Source organism: Peribacillus sp. YIM B13482 (genome assembly GCF_042787975.1).
GTDB lineage: Bacteria > Bacillota > Bacilli > Bacillales > DSM-1321 > Peribacillus > Peribacillus simplex_A.
This window is the reverse complement of record NZ_JBHZPF010000016.1, coordinates 14,695-29,509: the sequence shown is the minus strand read 5'-3', so window position 1 is coordinate 29,509 and position 14,815 is coordinate 14,695. Positions and strand designations below refer to the sequence as shown.

The window sequence follows — 14,815 nt, the reverse complement described above, 5'->3', positions numbered from 1 at the left end:
TCGACATTACAAAAATGCGGATACCAAGGAATGAATGAGCCTCTATCCCAACTTTCATTATCCAGCATCACTTATTCCTGGTCACCCGCCGTAACACAGCCAATTATCAGTCTTGGATAGCTGCTTCCAATGCCACTTCAACCATTTCGTTAAAAGTTGACTGGCGCTCATCCGACGATGTTTCCTCACCGGTTAAGATGTGATCGGAAATGGTTAATACAGATAAAGCTTGGCGGCCAAATTTAGCAGCAAGCGTGTATAGGGCTGCTGATTCCATTTCTATCGCAAGGATTTGGTATTTTGCCCATTTTTCCAATTCACTATTATCGTTATAAAACTGATCGGCCGTAAATACATTGCCGACCTTCAATTGCAAGCCCTTAGCTGTACCCGCATCATAAGCTTTTCTTAGTAAATCGAAATCCGCGGTTGGGGCAAAGTCCACTCCTCCGAAAGTCATACGGTTCATTTGGGAATCGGTGGAAGCACTCATCGCAAGGATTACATCCCTGACTTTTACATCTTTTTGAATGGCCCCTGCAGTTCCCACACGAATCAGTTTCTGGACATTATAGCTGTTCATCAATTCATTTACGTAGATGGAAATGGATGGGACACCCATGCCTGTGCCTTGGACAGAAATTCGTTTCCCTTTATACGTTCCTGTATATCCAAACATGTTACGAACTTCATTGTAAAGTTTAGCATCTTCTAAAAATGTTTCAGCAATATATTTTGCACGCAACGGATCCCCAGGAAGTAAGACCGTTTCCGCAATTTCATTTTCTTTTGCACCAATATGTACGCTCATACAACTATGTCCTCCTTAACTTGTGGTTGAAATGATATTCAAAAACTACTATACCATATCAGCCACAAGTTAGGAAAATTGAACCTTATCCTAGAGACTTAAAAGATAAGGAAAACTGGTAATCAAGAAAAGGCTTTTGGCACCCTCTTCTAAATTGCAAACAAAACGGCGGAGGTCCGCCGTCTTTTTTTAATGGTTTTTAAAATTAAGGGAAAGGAAGCTGCTAACCGTCGTATGACAGGTTACTCATCGACTTCTTCATCAATTATGCATTTTTCAAGAAGATACTCGAATGTGATGTCAGCAAGATCTTCAACTTCAGCTTCTGTTGGAAGATAGCCCCGTCTTATCAATTCTTGAAAAAAGAATTCCGCTATCTCTTCTGTATCAATAAAAACCTCAATTTCTCGCAAATCATCGCCCCCTTAATTAAAGGTCTATGAGTGTGTAGAGACAAATATTCCAGTAAGGCATTCCATTATGGAAAATCATTTTAAGGACCTACATTTACCATGGTCCCTTCTCGGCCAATTATATGGTTTTTTAAGAAACTTGGAAATTGACCCTTTAAAAGTTTGGCATACTTTTCACTTCGTTTGCTTTTTTTTATGATCTGGGTAAATTTCCTCTGCCGCTTTTTCAATTTTAGCAAGGGCAATCTTCATGATATGACGATATTCATCATCGCCAAAATGTTCATAGAGCTTACAATAATCATTATATAAATCCAACAGTCCATCAATCATTTCCTTTTTTTCATTTTTTGTCATTGTCATTTCTCGCTCACCTTTACCAGGGTTGTTTTGTTTAGCAATGATAGCAAGCTCATTATTCTTTTTAGAAAGGAGCAGTCCTAACTTTTTAATGATCCCATCTGCACGTTTAGCATCGGCTATCAAAGTCAGTTCTTCTTCATGCGCTTCAAGCCATTCACCATCCGAGATTCTTGATAACTCATAGATTACATCCTCCCAGGCATTTTCCTTATAGCGCCAAATCTCCGTTCGATAACCGATTATCTTGAAATAATCCTGTTCATATCCATCTACCTGGACTAAGTCACCTAATAAATATTTATATTCAATATCGATTTGTTCTTTTTGATAAAGGATTTCTCCTTCATATTCATTTATGGATTGCAATGTTTTTTCGATATAAAGACCTTCACTATAGTTCACTTCATACACATAAGCACCATCGAGAAATTTGACATCGGTTATTTTCCCGACTGTCCCATACATTGTTATTACGACTGTATCGCCTAATTTATATTTCGGCTGTTTTTTTTTGCCCATAAGAGACATCCCCCAATATGGTCCTTATCGTTGATTAGTAAATTATATGCACAAACAAACATGGAGGTTAATGGAAAAGAGAGGGCATTTTGCTCATTTAGATAAGTAACTTGCCATTTTATTAAAGAGGAATGAAAAACCCTGTACATTATTTTACTACAACCAAAAAGCCGTCTCATTTTATGAGACGGTTCGTAGTAGGGATTATGAGCGTCACTTTCGTTCCTTCGTCGTAAACGCTCTCAATTTGGAATCTCCCTTTTAATTCCTCCATTATCTGGATGCAGGTCGCTACACCTAAGCCGTTTCCATCAGGTTTAGTGGTATAAAAGGGCATGCCGATTTTTTTAAAATTCTCGGGACTGATGCCTTTTCCATCATCTCTGATCATTAATTTTACATATTGGGACACGGCAGTCAGGTGTAGTTCAATCTGGCCTTTTGCTTCGATAGCTTCAGAAGAATTATTCAGGACATTCAAGAGGACCTGTCTTAACCGGTTTTTGTCTGAATAAACAAAGACGGATTGTGTCACTCCATTAATTAATTTTACAGGAGAACTAGGAATTGAAGAAGTATAGGTATCTATAATTTCATCAAGGAAATCTTTTAAATCTATTTTCTCCCATTCTAATTGATGAGGTTTAGCCAAATCAAGAAGTTGTGTCACGAATACATTGACCCGATCAACTTCATGCAGCATGACATCACTATATTTTTCTATTAATGTTTTATCATGATCCTGGCTCTTCAATAGTTGGAAAAAGCCCTTTATTGTCGTCAGCGGGTTCCTGATTTCATGGGCGACCCCGGCAGCAAGCTGGCCAACATATTTTAATTTTTCTGTACGGACGATTTCCTTTTCACGATCTTCTATCGTTTCCATCATTCTTAGAAAGGCGAGATTCAATTTTTCCATTTCTTCGAAGCTTCTTTTATGGGAAACGACGAATTCCTTCCCTTCAATGAAATCTTCAGTCGCTTCGACAAGATCTTGAACTGGACGCACAAGAGTCTTTGTAAGTAAATAGACTGCCAGAATGATAGAAACAAATACGATGCTGTATATGGTCAGATACCGTGATAAAAGGTCATTCAAAGGCTGAAACACCTGTTTCTTATCTGCCCCAACAACAACAAACCACTTATTCTCCGTTTGTGCTATCGTATGGACAGGCTGGATAGAATGGATTTTTTCCCCATTCTCTGCACTGTACAATTCATCCGATAACGAAGCTTCCATCAGTTGTTCCTTCGTTAATCCCATTTCCTCCAAGGCTGAATCCTGAATGACGCCATGTGGTTTTTTTTTCGAAATCATGGTACCGTCCTGATTAATCATGAATAAGTCCACTGGGTATTTATCGCTAATTTCATTAGCCTTTTTCTCCATCATCTCCCAAAGCCCTTCCAACCGGAAAGCTGGAGACACAACACCGGTCATCTTCCCTGTACTATCATATACCGGCGCACTTAAAGCAATTATGGGTTCTGAGTAAGCCTGGGTTTTATATACGTCAGAAAGGAATTCATGACCTTCTTTGGCCTCTTTGAACCATATTCTCTTCGCGAGGTTATCCCCGATCATTTTATTGGAGGTATCTGCAATGACATTGCCTTCCATATCCAAATGCAAGACACCGTAATAATTTCCTTTTGCATCGATAAACTTTTTTAGTTCAACTGACTTCTCTTCTTTTGAAGAGTCAGGATTGATGATTACCGAATTCGTACTCATTAACTTCACATCACTGATCCGTTCGTTCAAATAGCTATATGCTTCATTTACAATATTCATCGAACCTGCATTCAAGGCATTTTTTGCTTCCTTTTCCAGCAGGGACCGTTGTGATTCATAGGATATGATTCCCAATATCAGAACAGGAACACTTGCTATAAGTAAAGAATAAAGCAAAATTCGGGTTTGAAGGCTTTTAAGCATCCTTCCGATCCTCCCTATTCCTGATCTCCCAATAGGAGTCCTTCTTCTATTTGGACATATTGTTCCCATGCATGATCGAATACTGACATACTTTCGAGATAGTCTGCATTCAATTCTAAATAACTGCTCACTTCATTATAATCAGTCGACTGTTTTGGAAAGCCATGATCCTGATAGGCATGATTGGCAAATTTAGTGATTGAATCAATTTCCTTTGGTTGTCGAAATTTCATTAAATATAAATAAAATGGTCTCATAATGTCGAGCCCCCCTAAAATAACTATGATTTCTGCTTTAATATATCGGAAACTTTCGCTTCCGTCCACTTTTTTAGAAATCAATTTGGTTTTTTCTTCCTCAATTTATAAAAATATACGATTTTTCTACAAGAACCGCATTCGATATAAGCTGAAAATACAATATAAATATCCTTCTCATTCCTTATTAATTCCATCCTTGTAAAGACGGGAAATTTTTTGTACTCATTCACGCTTTAGCCTTTTATGTTCATCATTAAAAGCATGGTCATTCATGCCGCATAATGGGCGGTATTACTTCAAATATTCAATGACCCGATTGTTTACTTTTAGTGATTGGGAAAATCCCCTTCATCAAAGATAGAAAAAGCGATTTACGCTTTTTCTGCCTAAAATGAGGGGATTGGTAATTTATCCTTTATTCTAAAGGCTGTTTTCACATACTTTGTTGCTATTTATCAGGTAGTGAGTTGTGGTTGATTTCCCCTCCAGATGCTCGCTTTCCGCGGGGCGGGCGGTGAGCCTCCTCGGCGTAAACGCCTGTGGGGTCTCACCTGTCCCTCTGCTCCCGCAGGAGTCTCGCACTTCCTCTCCAATCAACCTTAAATAGTTTCGTTTTAAAAACAACAATCTTTACGAAAAGAGCCATTCTAAAAGTCAAAGTAGTTAAGTTTCAACAGCCATTTCATGTTCATTAGCTCACTGTACTTCGTTTGTTTCAAACTGTTTCGAATCAGTTCCCAATACACCGTCCCCTTTACCGATGCAAGCTCCCTTTCTCACACCATGGACACATCTCCATGATATTCATCTCCCTTTGGAGTGCTCTTTTTTGCTGTGCCTGGAATTTCTCTTCTTTTAACATATCTCTCTTTCCAAGCTGGTTTTTCAATGAAGCATGCTCTGGGTTAGTCACGTAATTTTCACGTCGATGCATAGGTTTCAGTCCTTCAGGCACTAAATTGAATTGCTTGTCGTTCATTAAACCGAATACACCTATATCTGATCGTTTATCTTCCATATCAGGATATACCCCAATAATCATCCGCAAGTCCAGGAGTATAATGCTCAGGTTCAGGATATGTTGTTATCGCACCTTCAAAATTTCGCAGCACCGTTTTTGTTGGAGATTGTGAAAGGATATAATTCGGCTGCAGTGTGATTTTCCCTCTCCCACTGGAGCATCAAAACGAATGTAGGGACGCCGTTTTTTATTGTAAGTATGGGATGTGTGTCTTATCTAAAGAAAACATGCGAAAAGAAGCCAAAAGACACACGGTTGTTCAACAGATTCCTTAGTTATTTTGCTAGCACCATCTGTTACTTTAATAAACAAAAAGAACTTAGCTATTGTTTAACTTACTTTATAAGTGAGTACATATAAATTAAAAGGCAAGTATAGAATAATCATCTCTACTTGCCTTTCAATTGGACCTATTGTTAGTTTTTCCATATTATTTATTGCTTTTATTTGCTGTAATAAATCCAGTCTTTTCACTATCGCCTTACACCTACACATTTTTTGATATTGGGGTTCTTACGATTAGTATGAAGAACATATAACTCACGAGTAGGATTTTCACGATGAAGTTCTTGATAAGCTTTCATTGCATCTGGAGAAATAGGAATTTCTTTTTAATACCCTTTACATCAAACACCTTGCTATTACTTTTCCCCAAGCACTATCAGTGGCTATTTCCCCCAGCAAATCGGTTGTTTCTGTCACTAAAGACCCCCATTAGTTAGATTCCATAAGCAAAACATTAAATACAAATACTAAAATAACAATGCATCCATTAGAGTAGAGTGTATTATTTAATTTGAATAGCGAGAATGTTTAAACGTTGGAAATAACCTTAAAAGGGAATACAAAAGCCATACCCTTTAAATGAAGGTCGCTTTTTAAAAATTGGAATTTATCAGCAGTTATATTGTGATAGTGCATTCTAAACTTTTCCCTATTCATGGCTCATTGTCCCTATCTCCAACTTCAATTACTCATCATTCGCCTTCTGTTTCCCAACTGTTTCATATCAATAACTCCAACCCCAGATCATACATAATATTGTACCGAAGACAGTAATTAGAGCTAGGAATATAGCGCAATATAGAGTCATAAAAATTGATTTGCTATCATCAGTTTCTCGAGCGTGCATAAACACAACTAGTTGAACAGCTGCTTGTATGAATGCTGTCAATATAAAAATCGTCATGCCTGTTGCTTTTGACATATTGAAGAAGTAAACCAAAAGAGCTACAACCGTCAAAATCAATGAAAATACAAAACCCCATACTTGTTTAGCCGGGAAAAATTCCTTCATGTTTATGTCATTCCTTTCATGTAGATAAAGGTGAAGATGAAGATCCAAACGATATCCAGGAAATGCCAGTAAAGAGAAAAAATGAAGGATTTATTGGCTGTTTCAGGTGTCAATCCGCGGTTTTTCACTTGAAGGATAATGAATGACCCCCAGAAAAGTCCTAATGTAACATGTGCTCCATGTGTCCCTAATGTTGTAAAAAGCATCGATGTAAATGCACTAGTTTGCAGTGTAGCTCCTTCGCGATAATAGGTAATGAACTCAGTAATTTCAAATCCTATGAATCCTACTCCAAGAAGAAGAGTGATTACGAAGAATGTCAACATGGCTTTCTTGTTGCCAAGTCGCATTGCATGAATTCCAAGCCCGATGACAAAACTGCTTGTTAAGAGCAAAAATGTTTCAGCAAGTACTGGAGTGATTTCAAAAATTTCTGCTCCAATAGGACCGTTACCCGTACGATCAACTAATGTAAAATATGATGCAAAGAGTGTTCCAAAAAGCATAATTTCGGCTCCAAGGAAAATCCAGAAGCCTAAAATATTTAGACGATTTTGTTCCGTACTATATTCAAGAGGTTGCGAGTGATCTATTTCCATTTACTAACACCCCCAAATTTTGCTTCTGTCTCTTTAATTTCTTCTACAGAAATGTAATGCCCATGATCTATTTCGAATGAACGATAAGCCATGCAAACAAAGATACCGATTAACCCAATAATCGCAAGAAACCAGATGCTGAATACTAACGCAAACCCAAAGACAAAGAAGATGCAGGACATGATAAACGGTCCGCCGGTGTTATTGGGCATATGAATTTTTTCATAGTCACCCTTGAATAATTCATGACCCTTATATTTAGCATCCCAAAACGTTTCCCTTGAGTTCACTTGTGGAATAATAGCAAAGTTATATTCTGGTACGGGGTTATGAGTAGCCCATTCAAGGGAACGTGCATCCCACGGATCATCACTAACATCTCTTGGAGCATGGCGAATGCTATAATAAATCGTATATACGATTAATACAAAGCTGATTGCCATTAAAGCTGCCCCGATAAACGAAATCATATTCAATGGTCCAAATCCAGTCGATTCAGAGTATGTGTATATACGACGTGCTTGACCATCTAAACCAGTGATATACATAGGGAAGAATGCTAAGCAAAAACCAATGGTTAGAAACCAGAACGCCCATTTCCCAATCCTTTCATTCAACATGAAACCAAACATTTTCGGCCAGTAGTAAGTTCCGGCACCAAGCACAGCAAATACTACACCCGGAATAATGACATTGTGGAAGTGAGCTACTAAAAACATTGTATTATGGTATTGATAATCCGCCGCTGACATCGCAAGCATAACCCCGGTAACTCCACCGATTGTGAAAAGAGGTATGAAACCTATTGAATAAAGCATAGGTACGGTAAATCTGATTCTACCTTTCCACATCGTGAACAACCAGTTAAAGATCTTGATTCCAGTCGGAATAGCAATGACCATCGTTGTAATCGAGAAAATACTATTAACATATGCTGCTTGCCCCATTGTAAAGAAATGGTGCGTCCAAACGAAGAATGAATATATAGAGATAAATACCATTGAAGCAACCATTGATCGATAGCCATATAGGTTACGCCGTGAAAAGGTTGGGATAATCTCACTAAATAGACCAAATGCAGGCAAGATTAAGATATATACTTCAGGATGTCCCCAAACCCAGAACAGGTTAGCCCAAAGCATATCCATACCGCCATCAGTCATTGTGAAAAACTTGGTTGCGAATAGTCGATCCATTGTTCCCATGATCAGCGCCACTGTTAATACAGGGAATGCGAAAATGATAATAATGCTTGTGACTAAAGCAGACCATGTAAACATTGGCATTTTCATTAATGTCATACCGGGTGCTCTCATTTTAAGAATAGTCGTCAAAAAGTTAATCCCCGTCATTAATGTACCTATTCCGGCTATCTGAATACCAATCATATAATAATTCGTTCCAACATGCGGGCTAAATTCATTACCTGCAAGCGGGAAATAAGATGTCCACCCTGCATCAGGCGAACCACCAATTACAAAAGAGATGTTGAATAGCATCGCACCCATAAAAAATAACCAGAAACTTATGGCATTTAAACGTGGGAATGCTACATCTCGGGCTCCAATTTGTAATGGCACTACGAAATTCATTAAGGCCATAATGTACGGCATCGCCATAAAGAGAATCATCACAACCCCGTGTGTTGAAAAAATTTCATTATAGTGCTGTGAATCTAATAATTTGTTATCCGGTACGGCAAGTTGCGCACGCATCATCACAGCATCTACCCCACCACGAAATAGCATCAACAAAGCAGATATTAGATACATAATACCTATTCTTTTATGATCGACTGTTGTTAGCCAGCCACTCCATAAATAAAACCATTTTTTAAAGTGGGTTAAACCAACAATGATCAAGAGAACAGTAACACCAATGGCCACCATTGATGAGTAAAGAACGGGACTAGGATTAGGTATAAGAAATCTAGAGAAAAAACCCATACTATTGTGTTTCCTTTCTGAAAATATTTTTCTTGAGATAGACTAAGAAATTATTCATGATTGTGTGCTGATTTTTCTTCACTATTACTTGACTTATGATCATGCTCCATATGTTCACCTTTTGAATTCGCGTTAGAGTCACTTGAGCCATGATGATGTCCAGCATTTTCACCTTCTGGAGCTGGTGAGAAGCCTAAATGTGTTCCAGTAAACGTTAACTGTCCCTCATGACCCGGTTTTAATAATTCATTGAATCTTACTTCAGTAATAGGATTCGCAGTTTCTTTAACTTCCTTTACCCATTCATCAAACTTATCTTGAGATATCGCTTCGACGTGGAACGTATTTTCTGCGAAGCCTTTCCCACTAAAGTTTGCATTTCGTCCCATCATTTCCCCTGATTCGTCCGCTGCTAAGTGTAATGTGGTCACCATGTTAGACATGGCATATTTTTGACCGCCAAGTTGTGGAATCCAGAAACTCGTGATAGGTCCGAATGAATAAAGTTTAAATTCAAGTGGTCGATTTGTTGGAATATACAAGTAGTTTATTGTCTCGATATCGTTTTCTGGATAACTAAAATGCCACTTCCAGTCAGATGACGAAGCGTAAATAACTAATGGATCTTGACCTTTGTACCCTTCCGGAGTGGCTTCCACTTTATTGTTGGAAATTACAGAAACAACGGAGAAGAAAATGACGATTAAAATTGGCACCCCCACAATAATCGATTCAACAACATGATTCCCTTCAATGTAGGGTGGTTCATAATCTTTAGGTAGTTTAGAGTCACGGTATTTCGCTAACACAAAGACTAAAATAGCACAAACAACAATAACAATAACCGTCATGATCGCAATTGATAGCCAAATCACATTGGCTTGCGTTTGGGCTTGAGGTCCTTTAGGATCTAAGACCGCTAATGATTCACAGCCAGAAAGCAGATTGACTATGGAAGAAAGAATAGCAAATAAAACCCATTTTGTTTTCATATATGTATCCTTTCATTTAAGATTTAAGATTTCATTTTTAAGTTATCCACAAAAAATGAAGTTATCCCAAAAAATGCGTATTAAGAATGGTAATTTCTCACAATTACATTTTTAGGCGGGATGAATATGTATGAATTCAATTAGAGAATGTTCAGAGAAACAGGTAATCTAAATACCTACTTGCTTTGAAAAGGAATTTGAATATGTGAGGAGTTACTGCATGGATTTTTTTTCCTAGTGGTCATAATAAGGGTAGTGAAGAAGAAAATTTAAAAAGGTGCAATTGTCCTTAATAGGGGTTGGCTGCACTATTTGTACTGGATTTTTTTCGCAGCTATTGGAACCTATATTGTATACAGCTTATTAGCTAAAATGACGGCTGAAGATCCTCAAGTTGGATCTTTCTGCTACTATGCAAACAAAGCTTATGGGCGTTGGGTCAAATTTAGCGCGGCTGGAACTATTGGAGTTCAAACATCCTCATTTTGGGTGGCCAATTAACGGCTCTTTCGACCTTATCAAGATTTTGGTTTCCAAATGTTCCTCTTTGGCTCTTTGCAGCTGGATACGCCATTCTCACGATTATTGTCGTTTTAATCGGCAATGAGGGTTTTATTTACTGACCGTTATCAAAACGGCGGCTATTGTTATTTTTATTATTCTTGCAGCGGCTGCCGTGTCGGATGGATTCACGGGGATGTAAAACATGCTGGGTTGCCTAATTTTAGTCAATGAACTATTTCCCGAAAGGTTGGAAAGGTTTTTGGTCATTCTTAATCTATGACTTTTACGATTATGGAGGAATAGAAGTAATTGGACTTATGGCCATGAGACTTAAAATGAAGGAAGATGCTCCCCAAGCGGTTATCATTATGTTAATAGTACTAGTGGTGATTTATATCATTTCACTCCGACTTGCAGTTTATATGGCTGCACATGGGGCGTTTAATAAAAGGAAAGTCCTTTTGTAACGGCACTGGATAAATAACGCAACTATTATCTTGGCTGGTTTTTCAACGATGACCGTTTCATTTATTTAGGGTAACAACACTCCTTTTGAACCTCGCAGATGGCGGTGACTATTATCACTGCGTTGCTGTTACCTGGTAAGATTTACAAGAACATTACGACAGCCGCATGGATCTTAATTTTGTTAATTAGCCTTTCATTATTATTTCTGCTCTTCGTATTTTGAAAATAAAAATTAGTTGTTTTATTGAAGAAATTTCAAAAGACCTCTCCAAAAGGGGCTTCTAAATAATCCATCTCAATTCACTTCAGAATTCCGCGTCACCACGGAAAGCCACCGCTACTAATGCCTTCACCGTTCGAGATGTGCACCTATAGACCGCACCGCCGGGCGCACAGAAAAACCTCACCAAAAAAAGTAGATGAGGCAACTTCTAATTATTTTGTTATTCCCCAAAGTCAAAATAATTCCGCTTTAACACCCGCTTCATCTTCAATAACCCGTCATACGTAGTCTGTTTCCCTAACTGTTTCGTATCAATTAAAAACAGCTGGTCTTCAATCTCTTTAGTCGTTTCATCACTCTGAAATAGCGCATGGCAATTATCACAATGGAACGATGGCGTTTCATCAATTTCAACAGCCCTCGAACCATCCGGCAGTTCCCAATACACCGTCCCCTTTACCGATGCAAGCTTCCCTTTCTCACACCATGGACACGTCTCCATGCTATTCATCTCCCTTTGGAGTGCTCTTTTTTTGCTGTGCCTGGAATTTCTTTTCTTTTAACAGATCTCTCTTTTCACGCTGGTTTTTCAATGAAGCATGCTCTGGGTTGGTCCCATAATTTTCCCGTCGATTCATTCGTTTCAGTCCTTCAGGGACCAAATTAAATTGCTTGTCGTTCATCAAACCAGCAATTCCTATATCTGACCGTTTTTCTTCCATTTCAGGGTATATCCCTTTGAAATAATCATCTGCAAGCCCTGGTGTGTAATGCTCAGGTTCGGGATATGTTGTAATCACTCCTTCAAAATTACGAAGCACTGTTTTTGTCGGTGATTGTGAAAGGATATAATTCGGTTGTAATGTGATTTTCCCGCCACCCCCTGGTGCATCGACAACAAAGGTTGGTACGGCATACCCGGATGTATGGCCACGTAGTCCCTCGATGATTTCAATCCCTTTTGATATGGGAGCCCTGAAATGACCGATGCCTTCCGATAGATCGCACTGATAAATATAGTAAGGTCGAACCCGAATCTTGACAAGGTCATGCATCAGCTTTTTCATGATAGCGACACTGTCATTTATCCCCGCTAAAATAACGGCCTGATTACCCACAGGTACCCCTGCATCGGCAAGCATCTCACATGCTTTCTTTGACTCTTCGGTAATTTCGATCGAGGTATTGAAATGAGTATTCAGCCAAACCGGATGATACTTTTTTAAAATGGTACATAAATTTCCAGTGATTCTTTGAGGAAAAACAACCGGAGCCCGTGTACCTATCCTGATTATTTCAACATGAGGAATTTCCCTTAAATTTTTGAGGATATATTCAAGGATCGTATCATTGATCAATAATCCGTCACCGCCGGAAATAAGGACATCCCGAACTGCCGGTGTGTCACGTATATAACCGATTGCAGCGTCCAATTGTTTTTTGGGCACGCCCATTCCAATTTGGCCTGAAAAGCGTCTTCTCGTACAATAACGGCAGTACATGGAGCACTGATTCGTCACCAAAAAAAGGACACGATCCGGATATCTATGGGTCAGTCCCGGTACAGGGGAGTCCTCATCCTCATGAAGGGGGTCTTCCATGTCATATTTGGTTTTATGCATTTCTTCCGAGATGGGAACCGATTGCATTCTAATTGGACACCTTGGGTCATCTTTATTCATTAACGAAGCATAATATGGGGTGATATTCAATGGGATGGTTTTTATGGAAATCCTCACACCTTCCTCTTCATCCGGAGTCAGGTTTATCACTTTTTTCAAATCATCAACAGTTCGGATCGTATTCGTAAGCTGCCACAGCCAGTTGTTCCATTGTTCTTCGGTTACATCTTTCCAGAGCTCTATATCTTTCCAATTGCGATCTGGCTTATATAAGTCAAATAACATGGTTATACCTCCTGAGTTATGATAGTAGTATTAAATGCAAGAAGTGTGCCAAAATGACACCAAAATTCGAAGGCACCTAAAAAAAAAAACCGGACAGCTGGCTGCATCCGGTTGTTTCAGATTCAAATATGTTTTTTTATTTTATATTGTAAGGTCTGCCTTGGAATCTGCAATAGCCTCGATGCCTGAAAAACATTTCCGTTCGTTTGAAGAAGGGCCTCGGTAATCAATTTTGTTTCCATTTCAATCATGGCCTCACGAAGGGGAATTATTTTTTCTGATGAGGAAGGGGAACGCTTTTTTAAAAACTGGGGCAGATCTTCCATGTTCAAAACATCTTTCTCGGTATGGTTCATCATGAATTCAATCGTATGTTTTAGCTCCCTTACGTTTCCAGGCCAATGATATTCCTGAAAAAAAACCTTTGCCTTCTCATCGATGCCCTTAATGGACAGTCCTAATTTACTGTTAAAAATGGAAATGAAATGTTCTGTAAGAAGGGGTATGTCATCAGTCCGTTCCTTTAGCGGAGGCAGCTCGTAGCTCAATACGTTTAATCTGTAAAATAAATCTGGCCTCAGCCTGTTTTCCGATACCGCCTTTATAGGATTTATATTCATCGCTGCCATGATCCTGACATCCACATGAACACTCTTTGTACCGCCTATCCTCCTTATGAATCCATCTTCAAGCACACGCAGAAGCTTTGCTTGCAAGTCAATCGGCATCGATTGCAATTCATCCAAAAACAAGGTCCCGCCGTTGGCTAATTCAAACAATCCCTGGCGTTCCATGGCACCAGTGTAACTTCCTTTAGCGGTACCGAATAGGAGAGATTCCAATAAATGTTCTGGCAAGGCAGCACAATTTTGCGCAATGAATGGTTCTTTACTGCGGCTCGAATCCTGGTGGATGCTTTGAACAAAAAGCTCTTTTCCTACACCACTTTCCCCATAAACCAATACCGATGAAGAGGAGCGGGCAGCCTTTTTCCCTTGTGATATCAAACCTTTAAACCCCGTATCATTTGTCAGGATTTCAGTGAAAGAATACAATCGGCCGTTCCCAGGCGTTTTTTTTTCAGGACTTTTGATTGTTTTGATCGAGCTTTCCAGGTCAGCTAATCTTTCAGATAATTGCTTCAAGCTTGAATAATCCTTGGCAATTTCAATTGCACCTATCATAAACCCATCCACATATATGGGGAGCGTCGTATTTAGCGTCTCAATGATTCGCCCATGTGCATTTACATATGATTGACTATGGTTATAGATTGGTTTTTCAGATTTAATGACCCGGAGTAATGTCGATGATTTGTGATTCAAAGAAGGGAAGGCTTCAAGCAACGGTTTTCCAAGCACCTCACTTCTTTTCATCCCATCATGATTGGCCGCCACTCCGTTATAAAAGATGGTCTGTCCTTTTGGATCTATCACATGAATGCCTTCATCAATGGTTTCTAATATCGCTTCCAACACTTCACTTGTATTAAAAAATTCACTTGGCAAGATATCCCTCCTCTAGACCTTATTCCTAGATGTATATGAGGA

12 protein-coding genes and 2 pseudogenes are annotated in these 14,815 nt (G+C 39.0%); 1 reads left to right on the top strand and 13 read right to left on the bottom strand.

Annotated features, from left to right (window positions below; all coding sequences use genetic code 11):
* Positions 1–106: 106 nt before the first annotated feature.
* The 10 genes and pseudogenes from deoD to qoxA form a co-directional block, all read right to left on the bottom strand.
* Entirely contained in the window at positions 107–811 is a 705-nt protein-coding gene (gene deoD / locus ACFX4L_RS10330; protein WP_061463586.1) for a purine-nucleoside phosphorylase, read from the bottom strand.
* Between the two features lie 242 nt (positions 812–1,053).
* Complete coding sequence (locus ACFX4L_RS10325; RefSeq protein WP_064505166.1) at positions 1,054–1,224, bottom strand: YozD family protein; 171 nt, start codon at positions 1,222–1,224, stop codon at positions 1,054–1,056.
* A 174-nt stretch (positions 1,225–1,398) separates the two neighbouring features.
* Positions 1,399–2,106 (bottom strand): hypothetical protein, encoded by a 708-nt coding sequence (locus ACFX4L_RS10320; RefSeq protein ID WP_061463587.1) that lies wholly within the window; start codon positions 2,104–2,106, stop codon positions 1,399–1,401.
* Between the two features lie 175 nt (positions 2,107–2,281).
* Positions 2,282–4,048, bottom strand: a complete 1,767-nt coding sequence (locus ACFX4L_RS10315) for an ATP-binding protein (RefSeq protein WP_377381922.1) — start codon at positions 4,046–4,048, stop codon at positions 2,282–2,284.
* Positions 4,049–4,062: 14 nt separating this feature from the next.
* Positions 4,063–4,305, bottom strand: a complete 243-nt coding sequence (locus tag ACFX4L_RS10310) for a YozE family protein (RefSeq protein WP_061463589.1) — start codon at positions 4,303–4,305, stop codon at positions 4,063–4,065.
* A gap of 757 nt (positions 4,306–5,062) precedes the next feature.
* A pseudogene (locus ACFX4L_RS10305) lies at positions 5,063–5,508 on the bottom strand (lysine 2,3-aminomutase); the annotation flags it as partial.
* 830 nt (positions 5,509–6,338) lie between these two features.
* Positions 6,339–6,626 (bottom strand): cytochrome aa3 quinol oxidase subunit IV, encoded by a 288-nt coding sequence (gene qoxD, locus ACFX4L_RS10300; protein ID WP_061463592.1) that lies wholly within the window; start codon positions 6,624–6,626, stop codon positions 6,339–6,341.
* Positions 6,627–6,628: 2 nt separating this feature from the next.
* Complete coding sequence (gene qoxC, locus ACFX4L_RS10295; RefSeq protein ID WP_061463593.1) at positions 6,629–7,225, bottom strand: cytochrome aa3 quinol oxidase subunit III; 597 nt, start codon at positions 7,223–7,225, stop codon at positions 6,629–6,631.
* Positions 7,216–9,171, bottom strand: a complete 1,956-nt coding sequence (qoxB, locus tag ACFX4L_RS10290) for a cytochrome aa3 quinol oxidase subunit I (protein ID WP_377381927.1) — start codon at positions 9,169–9,171, stop codon at positions 7,216–7,218. Before qoxB ends, qoxC begins: the two co-directional genes overlap by 10 nt.
* A 50-nt stretch (positions 9,172–9,221) precedes the next feature.
* Positions 9,222–10,163, bottom strand: a complete 942-nt coding sequence (gene qoxA / locus ACFX4L_RS10285) for a cytochrome aa3 quinol oxidase subunit II (RefSeq protein ID WP_377381930.1) — start codon at positions 10,161–10,163, stop codon at positions 9,222–9,224.
* A gap of 224 nt (positions 10,164–10,387) precedes the next feature.
* On the opposite strand from qoxA, the pseudogene ACFX4L_RS10280 reads away from it, so the two are divergent.
* A pseudogene (locus tag ACFX4L_RS10280) lies at positions 10,388–11,420 on the top strand (amino acid permease).
* Between the two features lie 158 nt (positions 11,421–11,578).
* Here ACFX4L_RS10280 and ACFX4L_RS10275 read toward each other — a convergent pair.
* The 3 genes from ACFX4L_RS10275 to ACFX4L_RS10265 form a co-directional block, all read right to left on the bottom strand.
* Positions 11,579–11,860, bottom strand: coding sequence for a YokU family protein (locus ACFX4L_RS10275; RefSeq protein WP_089364039.1), 282 nt, complete (start codon positions 11,858–11,860; stop codon positions 11,579–11,581).
* Position 11,861: 1 nt separating this feature from the next.
* On the bottom strand, positions 11,862–13,265 hold the full coding sequence (kamA, locus tag ACFX4L_RS10270) for a lysine 2,3-aminomutase (RefSeq protein WP_377404992.1): 1,404 nt from the start codon (positions 13,263–13,265) through the stop codon (positions 11,862–11,864).
* Positions 13,266–13,387: 122 nt separating this feature from the next.
* A complete protein-coding gene (locus ACFX4L_RS10265) occupies positions 13,388–14,773 on the bottom strand; it encodes a sigma-54 interaction domain-containing protein (RefSeq protein ID WP_377404988.1) in 1,386 nt (461 codons plus the stop codon).
* Positions 14,774–14,815: the final 42 nt, after the last annotated feature.

Excerpts from the sequence above, each read along its gene's own strand:
- ACFX4L_RS10275 (WP_089364039.1), bottom strand. The coding sequence starts at position 11,860 with ATGGAGACGTGTCCATGGTGTGAGAAAGGGAAGCTTGCATCGGTAAAG.
- ACFX4L_RS10310 (WP_061463589.1), bottom strand. The coding sequence starts at position 4,305 with ATGAGACCATTTTATTTATATTTAATGAAATTTCGACAACCAAAGGAA.
- qoxA (WP_377381930.1), bottom strand. The coding sequence starts at position 10,163 with ATGAAAACAAAATGGGTTTTATTTGCTATTCTTTCTTCCATAGTCAAT.
- kamA (WP_377404992.1), bottom strand. The coding sequence starts at position 13,265 with ATGTTATTTGACTTATATAAGCCAGATCGCAATTGGAAAGATATAGAG.
- qoxD (WP_061463592.1), bottom strand. The coding sequence starts at position 6,626 with ATGAAGGAATTTTTCCCGGCTAAACAAGTATGGGGTTTTGTATTTTCA.
- ACFX4L_RS10315 (WP_377381922.1), bottom strand. The coding sequence starts at position 4,048 with ATGCTTAAAAGCCTTCAAACCCGAATTTTGCTTTATTCTTTACTTATA.
- qoxC (WP_061463593.1), bottom strand. The coding sequence starts at position 7,225 with ATGGAAATAGATCACTCGCAACCTCTTGAATATAGTACGGAACAAAAT.
- ACFX4L_RS10320 (WP_061463587.1), bottom strand. The coding sequence starts at position 2,106 with ATGGGCAAAAAAAAACAGCCGAAATATAAATTAGGCGATACAGTCGTA.
- qoxB (WP_377381927.1), bottom strand. The coding sequence starts at position 9,171 with ATGGGTTTTTTCTCTAGATTTCTTATACCTAATCCTAGTCCCGTTCTT.
- deoD (WP_061463586.1), bottom strand. The coding sequence starts at position 811 with ATGAGCGTACATATTGGTGCAAAAGAAAATGAAATTGCGGAAACGGTC.